The sequence below is a fragment of the Alsobacter metallidurans genome, assembly GCF_014636935.1.
GTDB lineage: Bacteria > Pseudomonadota > Alphaproteobacteria > Rhizobiales > Beijerinckiaceae > Alsobacter > Alsobacter metallidurans.
Genome location: NZ_BMES01000002.1, coordinates 489,440 through 506,359 on the forward strand (window position 1 = coordinate 489,440; position 16,920 = coordinate 506,359).

The following is a 16,920-nucleotide window of genomic DNA, read 5'->3' on the forward strand; positions in this document are numbered from 1 at the left end:
TCGGGAGAACATGGTTCAGTTGCGAATGATTGGCAAGTGCAGAACGCGCAGTCTCGCGCCCTGCGACAATCACTGCGCGGCGAGGGCCTCCGCCTTGTCGGACGCCTGCGCCTGCGCCTCGACGACGGCCAGCGCGGTCATGTTCACCACGCCGCGCGCCGTCACCGAGCTCGTCAGGATGTGCGCCGGCCGTGCCGGGCCGATCATGATCGGGCCTACCGGCAGCGCATCGGCCAGCATCTTGGTGAACTGATAGGCCGCATTGGCGGCGTCCAAATTGGGGAACACCAGGATGTTCGCTTCGCCCTTCAGCCGCGATTGCGGCAGCTTGCGCTCGCGCACGTCCTGCGACAGCGCCGTGTCGCCCTGCATCTCGCCGTCCACCTCGAGATGCGGCGCGCGCTGCTGGATCAGCTCCAGCGCGAGGCGCATCTTGCGAGCCGACGGCGTGTCGGCCTCGCCGAAATCGGCGTGGCAGACCAGCGCGATCTTGGGCTCGATGCCAAAGCGCGTGACATGCTGGGCGCACAGCACCGCCGTCTCGGCGATCTCCTCGGCGGTCGGGTCGGGCCGCACATGCGTGTCGGCCAGGAAGTAGTGGCCCTTGGAGGTGATCATCAACGTCATCGCCGAGAGCCCCTTCACGCCCGGCTCGATCCCGACGATGTCCCGGATCAGCCGCAGCTTGGACTGGAAGCGTCCTTCCAGGCCGCAGATCATCGCGTCGGCCTCGCCGCGCACCACCGCCAGGCTGGCGATCACGGTCGTGGAGGTGCGCACCAGCGTGCGCGCCGCGTCGGGCGTGATGCCGCGCCGGCCGCCGACTTCCACAAGCGTAGCCACGTAGTCGCGGTAGCGCGGGTCGTCCTCGGGGTTCACGATCTGGACGGTGGTGCCGAGGGCGAGCGACAGGCCGTAGCGCTTGCAGCGCGTCTCGATCACGGCCGGGCGGCCGACCAGGATCGGGATCGCGATCCCCTCCTCGATGGCGACCTGCGCGGCGCGCAGCACGCGCTCGTCCTCGCCATCCGCGTAGATCACCCGCTTGGGCGCTTCCTTGGCGGCGGTGAAGATCGGCTTCATCACGAAGCCCGAGCGGAACACGAAGCGCGACAGGCGCTCCTCATAGGCGCGGAAATCCTCGATCGGCCGCTTGGCGACGCCGCTGTCCATGGCGGCCTTGGCCACCGCGGGCGCGATGCGCAGGATCAGGCGCGGGTCGAACGGGCTCGGGATCAGCGACTCGGCCCCGAAGGTCGTGACCTCGCCCCCATAGGCGCGCGCCACCACGTCGGACGGCGCCTCGCGGGCGAGCTTGGCAATCGCCTCCACGGCCGCCTGCTTCATGGCTTCGTTGATGGTGGTCGCCTCGACGTCCAGCGCGCCCCGGAAAATGTAGGGGAAGCACAGGACGTTGTTGACCTGGTTGGGATAATCCGACCGGCCCGTGCAGATCATGGCGTCCGGACGCACGGCTTTTGCCTCGCCCGGGTCGATCTCCGGGTTCGGGTTGGCGAGCGCCAGGATCAGCGGCTTATCGGCCATCTGCTGCACCATGGCGGTCTTCAGCACGCCACCGGCCGAAAGGCCGAGGAACACGTCCGCGCCCGGGATCACCTCCGCGAGCGTCCGCGCGTCCGTCTTCTGCGCGAAGATCGATTTCCACCGGTCCATCAGCGTCGGGCGGCCCTCATAAACCACGCCCTCGATGTCGGTGATGAAGATGTTCTCGCGCCGCGCGCCCATGGAGACGAGCAGGTTGAGACAGGCGAGCGCCGCCGCGCCGGCCCCCGACGTGACGATCTTAACCTCCGGCAGCGTCTTGCCGGCGATCTCCAGCGCGTTCACGACGGCGGCCGCCACGATGATGGCGGTGCCGTGCTGGTCGTCGTGGAACACCGGGATGGCCATGCGCTCGCGCAATTGCGCCTCGACCTCGAAGCACTCCGGCGCCTTGATGTCCTCGAGGTTGATGCCCCCGAAGGTGGGCTCCAGCGCCGCCACCACGTTGACGAGGCGCGTGACGTCCTTTTCGTCCACCTCGATGTCGAACACGTCGATGCCGGCGAACTTCTTGAACAGAACCGCCTTGCCCTCCATCACGGGCTTGGAGGCGAGCGCGCCGATGTCGCCGAGGCCCAGAACGGCGGTCCCGTTGGTGACCACCGCGACGAGGTTCTGGCGGGCTGTGAGCTCGGCCGCCTGGGACGGATCGGCCGCAATGGCCTCACAGGGGGCGGCCACGCCGGGCGAATAGGCGAGCGCGAGGTCGCGCTGGTTGCCGAGCGGTTTTGTGGCCTGGATCTCCAGCTTCCCGGGCTTGGGCAGCCGATGATAAACGAGCGCGCCCGAGCGCAGATCATCCGACATGGTGGACATGTTCGAGGCCATGGACGCCCTCTTCCCTTCCGTCAGCCGCGCTGTTCGCAGCCCCCTTTGGAATCGACCCTAGCGCGCCGGGCGCAGCCGGTCACGCCGTCGTGAAGATCGAACACCTGTTCCCGCGCGTGCAGAATCCTGGCGGCTAGGTCTTCACGGCGCCGCTACGCAGCGCATCGCACGCCGCGACCACTTTGGCCACATCCGAACTTTGCAAGGCGGGGATGAGCTTGGCGATGGCCGCCCGGTCGAGCTCCCACCAGCGCGTCCGCAGCAGGGCCGCGATCTCGTCCTCGGAGAAGCGCAGGCGGATCAGCTTGGCCGGGTTGCCGCCCACGATGGCGTAGGGCGGCACGTCCTTGGCCACCACGGCGCGGGCCGCCACGATGGCGCCGTGCCCGATGGTGACGCCGGACAGGATCGTCGCGCCGGACCCCACCCAGACGTCGGCCCCGATGCGCACGTCGCCCCGGCTGGAATGGTAGTCGGCGTCGGCCGGCGCCTCGGGAAACAGGCTGCGCATGCCCGAGAACGGGTAGGTGGTGACCCAGTCCGTGCGGTGATTGCCGCCGAGAAAGATCTGGATGTTGTCCGCAAAGGAGCAGAACGGGCCGATGCTGAGTCCGGCCCCCTCCCCCCAGTCGCGCACCCGGATCTTGCCGTAGCTGTAGTCGGCGATCTCCCAGCCGCGCTTCGTCGCCTGCGCCTCCAGGTGAATGCGCGTGAGATTGTGCGGATTGGACCAGCGGGCGATGAGCTTACGCATGGGCGAGCGCCCTGGGGTTTGGTCCCACCAACCCCTCCACCGTCATCCCCGGGCTTGACCCGGGGATCCACGCGCTGGGCGGCCGCGTGGATGGCCGGGACAAGCCCGGCCGTGACGGCGAGGTGACGTCCTGCAGCCCCGTTATCATTCCAGCCCCTCGCGCCCAAGCGCCGTTTCGCCCCGCAGCCAGGCGAGCGCGCCGGCGGCCGAGCCGCCGTAACGCTCCACGAGCGCGCGACGGAACACAAGGGCGCTCAGGGCCGCCTTGGGCAGGTTCACGGCCAGCGTGCCTCGCGCGGGGTCGGGCAGCCCGTATTTCCGGCTCACATAGGCGCGCGACCATGCCATGTGCCAGCGGGCGCGAAACACCCGCCCGCGCTTGGTGGCCGTGGAGCCGCCGCGCTCGTGACGGGCCACGGCGTCGTGGACGTGGACCAGCGCATGGCCGGCGTCGGCAATGCGGCGGCAGAGGTCATCGTCCTCGTAGAACAGGAACAGCTGCTCGTCGAAACCGCCGATCCGGCTGAAAACATCGCGGCGCGCCAGCAGCGAGGCGCCGGACAGGAAGGGCGTGCAGCAGTCGCCTTCCGGCAGCGCGAGCCTGCCGCCCGGGTTCTGCAGGTAGGGCGCAAGCAACGAGGTCGCCTGGAAGAAGAAGCGCCCGTCCGGCTCGATGATGCGCGGCGCCAGCAACGCCGCATCCGGCCAGCGCTCGGCGGCTGCGACCAGCGCCGCGACCGCGCCTTCGTCATAGGCGAGGTCCGGATTTGTAAGCAGGCAGAACGGCGTCGAGGCGGCGCGCACGCCGATGTTCATGGCCCGCCCGAAACCCTCGTTGCGGCTGTTGCGGATCACCCGCGCGCCGAGGCGCTCCGCCAGCTCCGGCGTGCCGTCCCGGCTTGAGTTGTCGACCACGATCGCGTCGACGCCCTCGCGCTTCAGCGCCGCCAGGCAGCTCGGCAGCACGCGCGCGCTCTCGAACGTGACTACGATGGCGGTGACGGACCCGCCCGAGGCGCTCACGCCCACCCTCCCCTTGAGGGGAGGGTGAAGAAGGCGGCGGCGCCGCTCACTTCTCCGGCACGTTCAGGCGAATGTGCAGCTCGCGCAACTGCTTGGGGCTGGCTGCGTTGGGCGCGCCCATGAGCAGGTCCAGCGCCTGCTGGTTCATCGGGAACAGCGCCACCTCGCGCAGGTTCTGCGCGCCGCAGAGCAGCATCACGATACGGTCGATGCCGGCCGCCATGCCGCCATGCGGCGGCGCGCCGTACTGGAACGCCCGGTACATGCCGCCGAAGCGCTCCACCACGGTCTCCTCGCCATAGCCGGCGATCTCGAACGCCTTCACCATCGCCTCGGGGCGGTGGTTGCGGATGCCGCCCGACGCGATCTCGAAGCCGTTGCAGGCGATGTCGTACTGGAACGCCTTGATGGTGACCGGGTCCTGCTTCTCCAGCGCCTCCAGCCCGCCCTGCGGCATCGAGAAGGGGTTGTGCGAGAAGTCGACCTTCTTCTCGTCCTCGTTCCACTCGAACATCGGGAAGTCGACGATCCAGGCCAGCGCGAACTGGTTTTCGTCCACGAGGTTGAGGTCGAACCCGACCTTGTTGCGGGCTAGGCCGGCGAACTTCACGAACCTGTCCGGGTCGCCGGCCACGAAGAAGGCGGCGTCGCCGTCCTTGAGGCCGAGCTGCGCCGCGATGGCGGCGGTGCGCTCGGGGCCGATATTGTTGGCGATGGGGCCGGCGCCCGCGCCCTCGCGCCACATCACATAGCCGAGCCCGGGCTGTCCTTCACCCTGCGCCCACGAGTTCATGCGGTCGCAAAACGCGCGGCTGCCGCCGCCCGGGCCCGGGATGGCCCATACGCGGTTCTTCGGGTCCTCGAGCATGCGCGCGAAGACCTTGAAGTTGGAGCCGCGGAAGTGCTCGGACACGTCCTGCATCTCCAGCGGGTTGCGCAGGTCCGGCTTGTCGGAACCATATTTGCGCATTGCGTCCGCGTAGGGGATGCGCGGCCAGGGCGCGGGTGTGACGCGCTTGCCCTTGCCGAACTCCTCGAAAACCCCGCCCACCACCGGCTCCACGGCCGCGAACACGTCGTCCTGGGTGACGAAGCTCATCTCCAGGTCGAGCTGGTAGAACTCGCCCGGCAGGCGGTCCGCGCGGGGGTCTTCGTCGCGGAAGCAGGGCGCGATCTGGAAGTAGCGGTCGAAGCCCGCCATCATCAGGAGCTGCTTGTACTGCTGCGGCGCCTGCGGCAGCGCGTAGAACTGGCCCGGATGCAGCCGCGACGGAACCAGGAAATCGCGCGCGCCCTCTGGCGACGAAGCGGTCAGGATCGGGGTCTGGAACTCGTTGAAGCCCTGGCCCTTCATGCGGGTGCGCAGCGAATCGATCACCGCCCCGCGGGTCATGATGTTGTCGTGCAGGCCCTGCCGGCGCAGGTCGAGGAAGCGATACTTGAGCCGCGTCTCCTCCGGATAAGGCTGGTCGCCGAACACCTGCAGGGGCAGCTCGGCGGCGGGGCCCAGCACCTCGATCTCGGTGACGAAGATCTCCACCGCGCCGGTCGGCAGCTCGGCGTTGTCGGTGCCCTCCGGCCGCTTGCGGCACTTGCCGTCGACGCGCACGACCCACTCGGCGCGCAGGCGCTCGGCGTCCTTGAAGGCCGGCGAATCGGGGTCCACCACGCACTGCGTCATGCCGTAGTGGTCGCGCAGGTCGATAAACAGCAGCCCGCCATGGTCGCGGATGCGATGGCACCAGCCGGAGAGGCGAACCTCGGCGCCGACGTCGCTCTCCCGGAGCGCGCCGCAGGTGTGGGAGCGATAGCGGTGCATGGGACTGTCCTGATCGGCGTGGGCCACGGGGGCCGGCGCAAGAACTGAAGCCGGGTTGCGACCCGGAATTGTGAGGCGGAAAAACCCATAGCCCCCCGCCTTTGTCAAGGCGAGCGCCCGTCCTGCACTGGCGCCCCGGCCCGGGGTGCGCTAACAGGGCCAGCCATGCCTTTGATCACCACCACTGAAGCTCTCGAATCCGCCTGCGCGCGTCTCGCCAAGCATCCGTTCGTCACCTTCGACACGGAATTCATGCGCGAGACGACGTATTACCCGAAGCTCTGCCTCATCCAGCTTGCGAGCCCGGACGAGGTCGTGCTCGTGGACCCGCTCGCGCCCGAGCTCGATCTCTCGTCATTTCTGGCGCTGATGCGTAATCCCGCCGTGGTGAAGGCCGTGCATTCCGGCCGGCAGGACCTCGAGATTCTGTGGAACATGGACGGCTGCATCCCCGTGCCGCTGTTCGACACCCAGGTCGCCGCCATGGTGTGCGGCTATGGCGACAGCGTCTCCTACGAGCAGCTGGCGCATGACCTCGCCAAGGCGCGGATCGACAAGTCCTCGCGCTTCACCGACTGGTCGAAGCGCCCGCTCTCGGAAGCGCAGCTCGTCTATGCGCGCTCGGACGTCACCCATCTGCGCGACGTCTATCTCGAGCTGGTGAAGAAGCTCGAGGAATCAGGCCGCACGCACTGGCTGGCGAACGAGATGGAGGTGCTGACCTCCCCGGCCACCTACCAGGCTCATCCGGAGGACGCGTGGCAGCGCCTGCGCGGCCGCGTCCGCAAGGCCAAGGAGCTGGGCGTGCTGATCGAGCTCGCCGCCTGGCGCGAGCGCGAGGCGCAGAGCCGCGATGTGCCGCGCTCGCGCGTGCTCAAGGACGACGCCGTGATGGACGTCGTCACGGCCGCGCCGCGCACGCCCGAGGCGCTGGGCCACCTGCGCTCCATCCCGTCCGGCTTCGAGCGTTCGCGCGCCGGCGGCGATATCGTGGCGGCCGTGCAGCGCGGCCTCGACCGCGATCCCAAAGCCCTGCCGCCGCTGGAGCGCAATGGCCGGCGCAGCTTCAACCAGGCCACCGTCGAGCTGCTCAAGGTGCTGCTGAAGATGACCTGCGAGCAGGAAGGCGTCGCCGCCAAGATCGTCGCCACCGTGGACGACCTCGAGGCCATCGCGTCGGACGACGCCGCCAAGGTGCCGGCCATGCAGGGCTGGCGGCGCGAGCTGTTCGGCGAGCGCGCCCTGGCGCTGAAGCACGGCCGCCTTGCGCTCGCGATGGACGACGGCAAGGTCGTGAGCGTCCCGCGGCACGTCTGATCAGTAAACAATATAAAAATTGTCTTTACGCAATTTTTAGCCATGCCGGCCGAAACTCTTCGCAGTTTCGGCGACGGTGCATGGCATGTTGACGCAAAGCCACGATACGACGCGCTCGCGCGACCGGGAGGTGAGCAATCTGCTGCACCTCTGCGGGGACCTCGCGCTTGCAATCACCTGCGAGAGTTGCGGGGCCGTCTGCACGCGGACCGGTGCCTGGCTGGCCGCTCACCCCACCTTCATGTGCGGCCGATGCTTTCAAGACACCAGCGTCCGGTTGAACGCGCTCATCCAGGCCGTCCAGACCGCGGGCGAGGAACGGAGCGCTGCGCCCAGGGTCCTCGCCGAGGCGCTACCGCCGCTCCGGCCGCTCCGCGGTCACTGACCGACCTGGAACTTGGGCGTCCGGCCGATGATCCGCGCCAACGCCTTCAAGCGGTTGAAGAGCCGGTCATTCGCGAGCGCGGCGAGGTCCCGCGGCACGTCCACCTGCAGCTGCCCATGCGCGCAATGCAGCGGCGTGCGCGGCAGAACGCCCGGCATGCCGGCTGAAACCAGGTAGGCGACCCGCATCGCGGCGCCCAGAATGCGCGCCCGGTCGATCATGCGCGGCGACGCCAGCTCGCGCAGGCGCGGGCTGACCTGGTCGTCCGACAGGCCGAGATGCCGGTAAGCCACCGCCAGCGCCAGATAGGCGCGGCCGGGGTGGTCCACGCCCGCGAACCCCGCATGCGCGATGATATTGAGCGACTGCTCGCCCCGGTAGTCCGGATGCGCGCGCCAGCCGATGTCGGCCAGCAGGCAGGCGGCGTGGCGCAGGCGCTTGTCCTCGGCGGTCTCGTCAAGGCTGGTGGACGCCATGAAGCGGTCCGTCCAAGCGCAGAGCTCCTCGCCGTGGCGCGGCGAGCGCGAGCGCAGCACGTTCAGCTCGCGCGCCATGGCGAGCAGTGGGTCCTCGGCCCGCTGGGCGTCGTCGAGTTGTTCGAACAGCAGCCCCTCGCGCACGCCCATGGCCGAAACCACGACCTCGCTGGGCTTGGCCATCCGGATGATCTGCTCCAGCACCAGCGCCCCATAGGCGAGCAGCGGGCGACGCGCGGCCGAAATCGATTCTATGGAATCCAGCGTCTCGGCCTCGACACGCTCCACCAGGCGGGCGAAATCCACGGCGTCGCGAGCCGGGATGACATAGTTGTGCATCACGTGCAGCGGGTAGCCGCGTTGCTTCATGTGCAGCCGCGCCAGGGCGCGCCAGGTGCCGCCGACGGCGTAGAAGGCCCTGCCCTTCGCGGCCTCGATCTGCGGCAGCCCCTCGAAGGCGTCGCGCACCAGCTTCACGGCTTTCTTGACGCTGCCGCCCGAGCGGTCCTGCAGCGCCAGGCCGCCGAGCGGCAGGGTGACGCCCGAGCCGAGCTTCTGCCCCTTGACCTCGATGAGCTCCAGTGAGCCGCCGCCGAGATCGCCCACGACCCCGTCCGGCTTCCAGATGCCGGACGCCACGCCCAGCGCCGAGAGCTTCGCCTCGCGCTTGCCCGAGATCAGCTCCACCGGCTGCCCGGTGACCTGCTCGCAGCGCGCCAGGAACTCCGCCCCGTTCGCGGCGTCGCGCGCCGCCGCGGTTGCCAGCACCCGCACTTCCTCGATCTTCATCACCTGGCAAAGCACCCGGAAGCGCGCCAGCGCCGAGAGCGCCTTCTCCATCGCCTCGGAGGCGAGCTTGCCGGTGGTGAGGACGTTGCGGCCCAGCCCGCAGAGCACCTTCTCGTTGAAGATCGGCGTCGGCGACCGCGTCTGCCCCTCATAGGCGACCAGGCGCACCGAGTTCGAGCCGATGTCGATGATGGCCACCGGCGCGCCCACCTTGAGGCGACCTTGTGCGAGTTCCGGCATCTGGGTCCTATGGTTCAGAGATCTGACGCGCCGGCGAGAACCGATTCGAGCCGAATCCGCTGCGCCGCAAGGCTCTTCGGGCTCGAACTCTTCAGCGACTTGCCGCGGCCGGACAGGCTTGGGTTGGTCATGAAATAGCGATGGGCGTTGAAGGGCGTCTCGCCCTCGGCTGGCCGAATACGCTGGCTGGAGCCATCCGGCAACACCGTCCAGCTTTGCTCGTTGTCAAGAAAGTTGGCCAGCATGATCTGGTCAAGCACCTGCTGGTGCACGGTGGGGTTCAGGATCGGCGTCATGGCCTCGACCCGGCGGTCGAGGTTGCGCTGCATCAGGTCGGCCGAAGAGATGTAGAGATGCGCCTTGGGATGGGGCAGCCCGTGCCCGCCGCCGAACGCGTAGATTCGGGAATGCTCCAGGAAGCGCCCGACGATCGACTTCACGCGGATGTTGTCCGAAAGCCCCGGCACGCCCGGCCGCAGGCAGCAGATGCCGCGGACAATCAGGTCCACCTGCACGCCGGCCTGGCTCGCCTCGTAGAGCGCATCGATGATCTGCGCGTCCACGAGGGCGTTGCACTTGCCCCAGATCGCGCCCGGACGCCCCGCCTTCGCGTGGGCGATCTCGTCCGCGATATGGGCGAGCAGCTTCTTTTTCAGCGTCAACGGCGATACCGCCATGCGCTCCAGCTCCGCCGGTTCGGCATAGCCTGTAATGAAATTGAAGATGCGCGCCACGTCCCGGGCGATCACCGGATCAGCCGTGAAGAAGCTGAGGTCGGTATAGATGCGCGCCGTGATCGGGTGGTAGTTGCCGGTGCCCACATGGCAGTAGGTGACGAGCTGGCCGCCTTCGCGCCGCACCACCATCGAGAGCTTTGCGTGGGTCTTCAGCTCGATGAAGCCGAACACCACCTGCACGCCGGCCTTTTCGAGATCGCGCGCCCAGCGGATATTCGCTTCCTCGTCGAAGCGCGCCTTGAGCTCCACCAGCGCGGTGACGCTCTTGCCGGCTTCGGCGGCTTCCGCCAGCGCCTTGATGATCGGGCTGTCCGACGAGGTGCGGTAGAGCGTCTGCTTGATCGCCACAACGTTGGGATCGCGCGCGGCCTGCGCCAGGAACTGCACCACCACGTCGAAGGATTCGTAGGGGTGGTGGACGATGAGGTCCTTCTGACGGATCGCCGCGTAGCAGTCGCCGCCAAGGTCGCGGATGCGCTCGGGAAAGCGGGGGTTGTAGGGCGTGAACTTCAGGTCCGAGCGCTCCAGCCCGACGAGTTGCGACAGATCGTTCAGCGCCAGCATGCCCTCGGTGAAGAACAGCTCTTCGCTCTGGACGCCGAACTCGCCGGCCACGAACTGGCGCAGGTTCTCGGGCATCGACGCCTCGACCTCGAGACGGATCACCGAACCGCGGCGGCGCTGCTTCAGCGCCGTCTCGAACACCCGCATCAGGTCCTCGGCCTCTTCCTCGACCTCGATGTCGCTGTCGCGGATGACCCGGAAGCCGCCGAGCCCCCGCACCGAGTAGCCGGGGAAAAGCCGGCCGATGAACAACGCGATCGCTTGTTCGAGCGCAATGAAGCGCACGGCGCCGGTTTCAGCGAGATCTGGCAGGCGGATGAAGCGGTCGACCTTGTTGGGCACCCGGATCAGGGCGTTCAGCAAGCGGCCGTCGGTGGTGCGGACGAGCTCCAGCGCGAGCGAAAAGCCGAGGTTCGGGATGAACGGGAACGGATGCGCGGGGTCGACAGCGAGCGGGGTCAGCACCGGGAACACGTGGTGGAGGAAGAAGTCCTCCAGCCAGCTCTTCTCGTTGCGGGTGACCTCCGGCCCGTCCACCAGGACGATGCCGACCTCGAACAGCGAATCGCGCAATTCGCGCCAGCGCCGCTGCTGGTCGCTCGCCAGCGCCGTCACGGCCTCGCCGATGCGGGCGAGCTGCTCGGCGGGCGTCAGGCCGTCCTGCGACAGCTGCACGATGCCGGACTTGAATTGCCCGCGCAGGCCCGCGACCCGGACCATGAAGAACTCGTCCAGGTTGTTGGCCGAGATTGACAGGAAGCGCAGCTGCTCGAGCAGCGGGTGGTTGAGGTTGGAGGCTTCCTCGAGCACCCGCCGATTGAAGTGCAGCCACGAGAGCTCGCGATTGATGAAGCGTTCCGGCGTGCCGATGAGCGGCGACGGCTCGGGCGCGGCCTCCTGCTTGGCGGCGGGCATGCGGCCGGCGCGGGCGGGCTGCTTCGGCGCGGCAGGCTGCTTGATTGGCGGGGTGGGTTTGTCGGGCGCGACAGCCTTCGCGCCCTCCGCAGCCGCCTTTGCGGCGGGCGGAACTTTCGCGGCGTCCGGCTTCGGCGCGGCCCTGGCGACTTTTGTGGGCGCTGCCTTGGCCGTTACGACCTTGCGCGGCTTGGCGGCCGTTTCGGAGCCGCCGATCTCGGGAGCCTCGGCCGAAGCCGCGGCCTGAGCCTTCGCCTTCGCGGCGGCCTGTTCGTCTTTCACGTCCACGCGCCGGCTCCTGGATCCACGCTTCACGATCGCCACAGCTTCTCCCAAGGCTCTACGACATTTCGACGACAGGCAACCGAGGGCGTATGGATTAAAGCGTTGGATCCCCCTCCCCGTTCCGCAGAATTTCGGCCGCCAACGGCCGCGTGATGCGCCGCCCGCGCGCCAGCCCCTCGCGGTCGAGCGCTTCCACGACGGCACGCGCGGCCGCGATCGAGCGGTCGATGCGCAGCGCCAGGAATTCCACCACGGAGGTGTCGACCACGATCTGGCGTTCCAGGAACATCTTGACCAGCACGGCGCGCACCAGCGCGTCATCGGGCTCGCCCAGCGTTTCGGAGGGCGCGAGCCGCAGGCGCGACAGGATGTCGGCCGTCTGCAGCCGCCAGTCGCCCGGCGGCGTCCGGGCCGTGAGCAGCAGGAAGCACCGGCGCTCGCGCGCCATGTTCAGGAGGTGGAACAGCGCCTCCTCGTGCCCTTCGGCGGCGTCACAATCCTCCACCACCAGCGCGCCTGCCGACACGAGGTGCGGCACGTCGCCGACCCGCAGCCGGTCGCGCGGAACCGTCCAGGCGTGGCTGCGCGCGGCCCAGATGGTGGCGAGGTGCGTCTTGCCCGAGCCCGGCGGGCCCACCATCACGAGCACCGGATCCGGCCAATCCGGCCAACGCTCCAGCGCCTCGAAGGCGGCCTCGTTGGAGGCGCTGACGAGAAAGTCCTCAGCGTCGTGGTGCGTGTCGACCGGCAGGTCGAGCGCGAGCTGGCGGGGCTTGTCGGCCACGGCTCAGGCGTCCGGCGGCAGGCCGCCGTCCGGCGTCTTCACGCCCGTGTAGATCGGGCTCGCCATGTACTGCTTGAGCCCGAAACGGGCCAGCACGCCCACGGTGGCGGCGAGCGGCACGGCGAGCAGCAAGCCGACGAAGCCAAACAGCGCGCCGAATGCGAACAGCGCGAACATCAGCCACACGGGATGCAGCCCCACCGCCTGGCCGACGAGTTTGGGCGACAGGATGTTGCCCTCCAGAAACTGGCCGCTGAAGAACACCGCCAGCACCGCGCCCACCATCACCCAGTCGGGCCAGAACTGCACCACCGCGACCGAGCTCGCGAGCACCAGCCCGGTGAGCGACCCGACATATGGAATAAACGAGATCAGCCCCGCCAGCATGCCGATCAGGAAGCCGAAATTCAGCCCGCACAGCATCAGCCCGATCGCGTACCATGCGCCGAGTAGCAGGCACACAAGAGACTGGCCGCGGATGAACCCGCCGATGGCGTCATTGATCTCGGTGGCGAGTTCCCGAACGGTCGCGCGGTGGCGCGGCGGCGTCCAGCCGTCCACCTTGGCGATCATCCGGTCCCAGTCGACCAGCAGGTAGAAGGCCACAACGGGCGTGACCACCAGCAAGGACGCGACGCCGATCAGCGTCTGGCTGCCACTCCACAACGATTTCAGCACGTCGCCGCCCCACGCGACGCCCTTGCCGATCACGTCGCCGAGCGAGCCCTGGATGTCCGCCGGCTGCACGCGATGGCCCAGCCGCTCCAGCCAGGGCGAGCCCTTCTCCACCACGAGCTGCTGCAGCCGCTGCGCGTAGCCCGGCACCTTGGCGGCGAAATCCGCGAGATTGCCGGCCAGCAACGGCGCGAGCAGCAGCAGCGCCAGCACGAACACCAGCACGAAAACGCCGAGGATCACCACCGTGGCCCACAGGCGGCTGAAGCCGACGCGCTCCAGCCTGTCGGCCAGCGGGTCGAGGAAATAGGCGAGCGCCAGCCCGGCCACGAAGGGCAGCAGGATGCCGCTGAACACATAGAGGCAGAGCCCGACCACGCCGAGCGCCGCCAGCCAGAAGGCGATCTGGCGCCCGAGCGGCAAAGGTCGGTCCTCAGCCGCCGCGACCGCGGCAGGTTCCCGCCGGATCTGGATGTCCGTCACGACGCCATGTGCTTCAACCATCGGGCGAGATAGGCGCCCGCCGAGATCGTCGTCAAGCCGGCGACCACCAAAGCGCCCGCATAGATCAAGGAGGCCTGCTGCAGCCCATAGGCCAGCGAGCCGAGGATCAGGGCCGCGAACACGATCTGCGCCAGCGTATTGGCCTTGGACACGAAGGACGGGTTGATGGCGATCGGCTTCTCGAGCAACCAGGACAGCACCACTGCGCCCATGATCATGATGTCGCGCGACACCACCACGATGGCGAGCCAGGGCGGCAACTGCCCGACGATGGAAAGCGACACGTAGATCGACACCAGCAGCGCCTTGTCGGCGAGCGGGTCCATATAGGCTCCGAGCTCGGAGCGCATGTCGAAGCGCCGCGCGATCCAGCCGTCGACGCCATCCGACACCCCCGCCAGCACGAAACCCGCGAAGGCGAGCTTCCACTCGCCCTGCCCGATCATCGCGACCACGAACGGCACCAGCAGGAAGCGGCCGATGGTGATCAGGTTGGGGATGTTCACGACGGTCATGGGGCAAGCTTAAGCCAGACGCGCCTGCTTCGCGAGCCGGCGAGGATCAGATATGAACGGCGGAGCGCCATTTCATGGGCGCCGCGGCGGCCTGCCCCTTGCCAGTGTGCGCAGGTAAGCTTACTCCGCCCGCACACGGAGTTTATTACATGCCGAGCAACGAGACCAAGGGTCTCACCTACGCGCAGTCCGGCGTCGACATCGACGCCGGCAACGCCATGGTGGAAGCGATCAAGCCGCTCGTGCGGGCCACGGCGCGGCCCGGCGCGGATGCGGTGATCGGCGGCTTCGGCGGCCTGTTCGACCTCAAGGCCGCCGGGTTCACGGACCCGGTGCTGGTGGCCGCCAATGACGGCGTCGGCACCAAGGTCAAGATCGCGATCGAAACCAACAAGCACGACACCATCGGGGTTGACCTCGTGGCGATGAGCGTCAACGACCTCATCGTCCAGGGCGCCGAGCCGCTGTTCTTCCTGGACTACTTCGCCACCGGCAAGCTCGCCCCCAATGTGGGCGCGGAAGTGATCGCCGGCGTCGCAAAGGCCTGCAAGGAAGCCGGCTGCGCGCTGATTGGCGGCGAAACCGCCGAGATGCCCGGCCTCTACAACGAGAACGACTACGACCTCGCGGGCTTTGCGGTGGGCGCGGCCGAGCGCGGCGCGCTGCTGCCCCGGCCGGACATCGCGGACGGCGACATCCTGCTGGGCCTGCGCTCCTCGGGGCTGCATTCCAACGGCTTCTCGCTGGTGCGCCGCATCGTCGACCTCAGCGGCCTCCCATGGGAGGCGCCCGCCCCGTTCGAGCCCGACTGCCCGATCGGCGTGGCGTTGCTGGAGCCGACCCGCCTTTATGTGAAGCAGGTGCTGGCGGTTCTGCGCGCCACCACGGGCGTGAAGGCGCTGGCGCACATCACCGGCGGCGGTTTCACGGACAACATCCCGCGCGTGCTGCCGGAGGGCTTGTCGGCCGTGGTCGACGCCTCCGCGATCCCGGTGCTGCCGGTGTTCAAGTGGCTGGCCGCCGTGGGCGACGTCAGCGATGTCGAGATGCTGCGCACGTTCAATTGCGGCATCGGCATGGTGGTGGTTGTCGCCCCCAACGAGCTCGAGCCCGCGCTGGCCGCCTTCCGGGCGGTCGGCGAGAAGCCGGTGCAACTCGGAAAGCTCGCGCCCCGCAAGGATGGCCAGGCGGTCGTCTACAAGGGCAAGCTCGACCTGGCGCTGGAACCCAGGTGACCCTTCAGGCGACCCTGGCCGCCCGCCGCCGCACCGCCGTCCTCGTGTCGGGTCGCGGCTCCAACATGGCGGCGTTGATCGAGGCGGCGCGCGATCCCGCTTATCCGGCCGAGATCGTGCTGGTGCTGTCCAACCGTCCGGACGCGGGCGGCCTGGAGCGCGCCGCGGCGGCCGGCATCGCGACCGCCGTGGTGGACCACAAGGCGCATCCGAGCCGGGAGTCGTTCGAGGACGCCATGCAGGCCGCGCTGGAAGCCCATGTCGTCGAACTCGTGTGCCTGGCGGGATTCATGCGCATTCTCACGGCCGGCTTCATCGCCCGCTGGGAGGACCGCCTGATCAACATCCATCCGTCGCTGCTGCCGGCGTTTCGCGGGCTCCACACGCATGAGCGCGCGCTGGCCGAAGGCGTGCGGCTGCACGGCTGCACGGTGCATTTCGTGGTCCCGGAACTCGATGCCGGGCCCATCATCGCGCAGGGCGCTGTTCCGGTTTTCGACGACGACAGCGCCGACGTTCTCGGCGCGCGCGTGCTTCAAGTCGAGCACGCGCTCTATCCGCTTGGCCTCGCCTTGGTGGCGAGCGGGCGGGCGCGGCGGGACGGCTTGCGCGTCCGTGTGGACGGCGCAAAGCCGCAAGCGCCTTTGATCAGTCCCCTACTCGTCTAAAATCACCTTCCGGCTCAGTTCAGCCCGAGCTTCGCCACGATCCCGCCGCGATGCGGCGCGTTCCTTCACGTCAACTGCTTGCAATTGCAGGATGATTCGGGTTCGCAATATGGACAGGCGCTGGTCGGCTCTCGCGATGCTCCTCACGGTCTTGGCTTTGCTGCTGGGCACGGGCATGACTGCCGTCGCCGCTTGGCGCATCGGCGCCCAGGCGGAAGGCCGCTTCATCATCACCACCACGGCGGATTGGAACGACACCCTTCAGCGCGTCGCGTCCTCGACCTTCCGGGACGCGCCCGATCCGCTGTCGCGGTGGTAGTAGAGCAGGTCGAGCTCAGGCGCTGCCGCCCCGAGCCCTGTCAGCAACGCGTGAACCTGGCCCCGGTGGTGCGTTTGGTGGTTGAAGAAGTGGTCCAGCGCCGGCGCGAGCGGCTGCTCGAAGACCTCGGCGCTGCTCACGCGTGAATACCGGATGGCGCCGGCAAGATCGGCGTCGCTCAGCCCCGCCGCATAACCGACGATGCGCGCGTCCTCCGCCTCGCGGGCGGCCCGCAGCCCGTCAAGCTCCTCGAACAGCACCAGATCCAGGCGCTTGTAGGTCTCGCCCTCCCCGGTGAAGCGCCGCATCCAGATGCGGTCCGTCACCAGAAGATGGTTCAGCGTACCGTGCACCGAGCGAAAAAACGCGCCGCGGTCCGCCCGGTAATCGGCGTCCGACAGGGTGGCGGCCGCGGCGTATACCTTGGCGTTGGCCCACGCGTTGTAGCCGGCGAGCGTGGCGTAGGGTCGGTACATGGCGCTGACTCCTGTTTGGGCGACGATAGCGGCAACGCCCCAGCGAACG

General features: G+C 68.5%; 14 protein-coding genes. 3 read left to right on the forward strand and 11 right to left on the reverse strand.

Annotated elements, in window-relative coordinates; all coding sequences use genetic code 11:
• Positions 1-69: 69 nt before the first annotated feature.
• The 4 genes from IEV99_RS12595 to aspS all read right to left on the reverse strand — a co-directional run bounded on the left by IEV99_RS12595 (position 70) and on the right by aspS (position 5,987).
• Positions 70-2,391, reverse strand: a complete 2,322-nt coding sequence (locus IEV99_RS12595) for an NADP-dependent malic enzyme (RefSeq protein WP_280514672.1) — start codon at positions 2,389-2,391, stop codon at positions 70-72.
• A 133-nt stretch (positions 2,392-2,524) separates the two neighbouring features.
• Positions 2,525-3,145, reverse strand: coding sequence for a CatB-related O-acetyltransferase (locus IEV99_RS12600; RefSeq protein ID WP_188518131.1), 621 nt, complete (start codon positions 3,143-3,145; stop codon positions 2,525-2,527).
• A 144-nt stretch (positions 3,146-3,289) separates the two neighbouring features.
• Entirely contained in the window at positions 3,290-4,168 is an 879-nt protein-coding gene (locus IEV99_RS12605; protein WP_188518132.1) for a glycosyltransferase family 2 protein, read from the reverse strand.
• Positions 4,169-4,214: 46 nt separating this feature from the next.
• Positions 4,215-5,987, reverse strand: a complete 1,773-nt coding sequence (gene aspS / locus IEV99_RS12610; protein WP_188518133.1) for an aspartate--tRNA ligase — start codon at positions 5,985-5,987, stop codon at positions 4,215-4,217.
• Positions 5,988-6,152: 165 nt separating this feature from the next.
• On the opposite strand from aspS, the gene rnd reads away from it, so the two are divergent.
• Positions 6,153-7,304, forward strand: a complete 1,152-nt coding sequence (gene rnd, locus IEV99_RS12615) for a ribonuclease D (RefSeq protein WP_188518134.1) — start codon at positions 6,153-6,155, stop codon at positions 7,302-7,304.
• A 378-nt stretch (positions 7,305-7,682) separates the two neighbouring features.
• On the opposite strand, the gene ppx is transcribed toward rnd, so the two are convergent.
• The 5 genes from ppx to IEV99_RS12640 all read right to left on the reverse strand — a co-directional run bounded on the left by ppx (position 7,683) and on the right by IEV99_RS12640 (position 14,173).
• Positions 7,683-9,194, reverse strand: coding sequence for an exopolyphosphatase (ppx, locus tag IEV99_RS12620; protein ID WP_188518135.1), 1,512 nt, complete (start codon positions 9,192-9,194; stop codon positions 7,683-7,685).
• Positions 9,195-9,208: 14 nt separating this feature from the next.
• Positions 9,209-11,410: an RNA degradosome polyphosphate kinase gene (locus tag IEV99_RS12625; protein WP_188519645.1), complete on the reverse strand. Its 2,202-nt coding sequence runs from the start codon at positions 11,408-11,410 to the stop codon at positions 9,209-9,211.
• A 379-nt stretch (positions 11,411-11,789) separates the two neighbouring features.
• Positions 11,790-12,479, reverse strand: a complete 690-nt coding sequence (locus IEV99_RS12630; RefSeq protein WP_188518136.1) for an HdaA/DnaA family protein — start codon at positions 12,477-12,479, stop codon at positions 11,790-11,792.
• A 3-nt stretch (positions 12,480-12,482) separates the two neighbouring features.
• Positions 12,483-13,658, reverse strand: a complete 1,176-nt coding sequence (locus IEV99_RS12635; protein WP_188518137.1) for an AI-2E family transporter — start codon at positions 13,656-13,658, stop codon at positions 12,483-12,485.
• Positions 13,634-14,173 (reverse strand): CDP-alcohol phosphatidyltransferase family protein, encoded by a 540-nt coding sequence (locus IEV99_RS12640; RefSeq protein WP_188518138.1) that lies wholly within the window; start codon positions 14,171-14,173, stop codon positions 13,634-13,636. The genes IEV99_RS12635 and IEV99_RS12640 overlap by 25 nt, the downstream gene beginning before the upstream one ends.
• Before the next feature lie 149 nt (positions 14,174-14,322).
• On the opposite strand from IEV99_RS12640, the gene purM reads away from it, so the two are divergent.
• Positions 14,323-15,408 carry a phosphoribosylformylglycinamidine cyclo-ligase gene (gene purM / locus IEV99_RS12645; protein ID WP_188518139.1) on the forward strand — a complete coding sequence of 362 codons (1,086 nt, stop codon included), beginning with the start codon at positions 14,323-14,325 and terminating at the stop codon, positions 15,406-15,408.
• Positions 15,405-16,076 (forward strand): phosphoribosylglycinamide formyltransferase, encoded by a 672-nt coding sequence (gene purN / locus IEV99_RS12650; RefSeq protein ID WP_371875789.1) that lies wholly within the window; start codon positions 15,405-15,407, stop codon positions 16,074-16,076. The genes purM and purN overlap by 4 nt, the downstream gene beginning before the upstream one ends.
• Here the strand turns inward: purN and IEV99_RS12655 are convergent.
• The gene (locus tag IEV99_RS12655; protein ID WP_188518140.1) at positions 16,065-16,334 is read right to left on the reverse strand and encodes a hypothetical protein; all 270 of its coding nucleotides are present in this window, start codon (positions 16,332-16,334) and stop codon (positions 16,065-16,067) included. The two genes, purN and IEV99_RS12655, sit on opposite strands and share 12 nt — an antisense overlap.
• 3 nt (positions 16,335-16,337) lie before the next feature.
• Positions 16,338-16,871 carry a DinB family protein gene (locus IEV99_RS12660; RefSeq protein WP_188518141.1) on the reverse strand — a complete coding sequence of 178 codons (534 nt, stop codon included), beginning with the start codon at positions 16,869-16,871 and terminating at the stop codon, positions 16,338-16,340.
• Positions 16,872-16,920 lie beyond the last annotated feature (49 nt).

What these genes read in the sequence shown, in the direction of transcription:
- IEV99_RS12660 (WP_188518141.1), bottom strand. Translation starts at nt 16,871, where the DNA reads ATGTACCGACCCTACGCCACGCTCGCCGGCTACAACGCGTGGGCCAAC.
- ppx (WP_188518135.1), bottom strand. Translation starts at nt 9,194, where the DNA reads ATGCCGGAACTCGCACAAGGTCGCCTCAAGGTGGGCGCGCCGGTGGCC.
- IEV99_RS12595 (WP_280514672.1), bottom strand. Translation starts at nt 2,391, where the DNA reads ATGGCCTCGAACATGTCCACCATGTCGGATGATCTGCGCTCGGGCGCG.
- IEV99_RS12635 (WP_188518137.1), bottom strand. Translation starts at nt 13,658, where the DNA reads ATGGTTGAAGCACATGGCGTCGTGACGGACATCCAGATCCGGCGGGAA.
- IEV99_RS12600 (WP_188518131.1), bottom strand. Translation starts at nt 3,145, where the DNA reads ATGCGTAAGCTCATCGCCCGCTGGTCCAATCCGCACAATCTCACGCGC.
- rnd (WP_188518134.1), top strand. Translation starts at nt 6,153, where the DNA reads ATGCCTTTGATCACCACCACTGAAGCTCTCGAATCCGCCTGCGCGCGT.
- purM (WP_188518139.1), top strand. Translation starts at nt 14,323, where the DNA reads ATGCCGAGCAACGAGACCAAGGGTCTCACCTACGCGCAGTCCGGCGTC.
- IEV99_RS12625 (WP_188519645.1), bottom strand. Translation starts at nt 11,410, where the DNA reads ATGCCCGCCGCCAAGCAGGAGGCCGCGCCCGAGCCGTCGCCGCTCATC.
- IEV99_RS12640 (WP_188518138.1), bottom strand. Translation starts at nt 14,173, where the DNA reads ATGACCGTCGTGAACATCCCCAACCTGATCACCATCGGCCGCTTCCTG.
- aspS (WP_188518133.1), bottom strand. Translation starts at nt 5,987, where the DNA reads ATGCACCGCTATCGCTCCCACACCTGCGGCGCGCTCCGGGAGAGCGAC.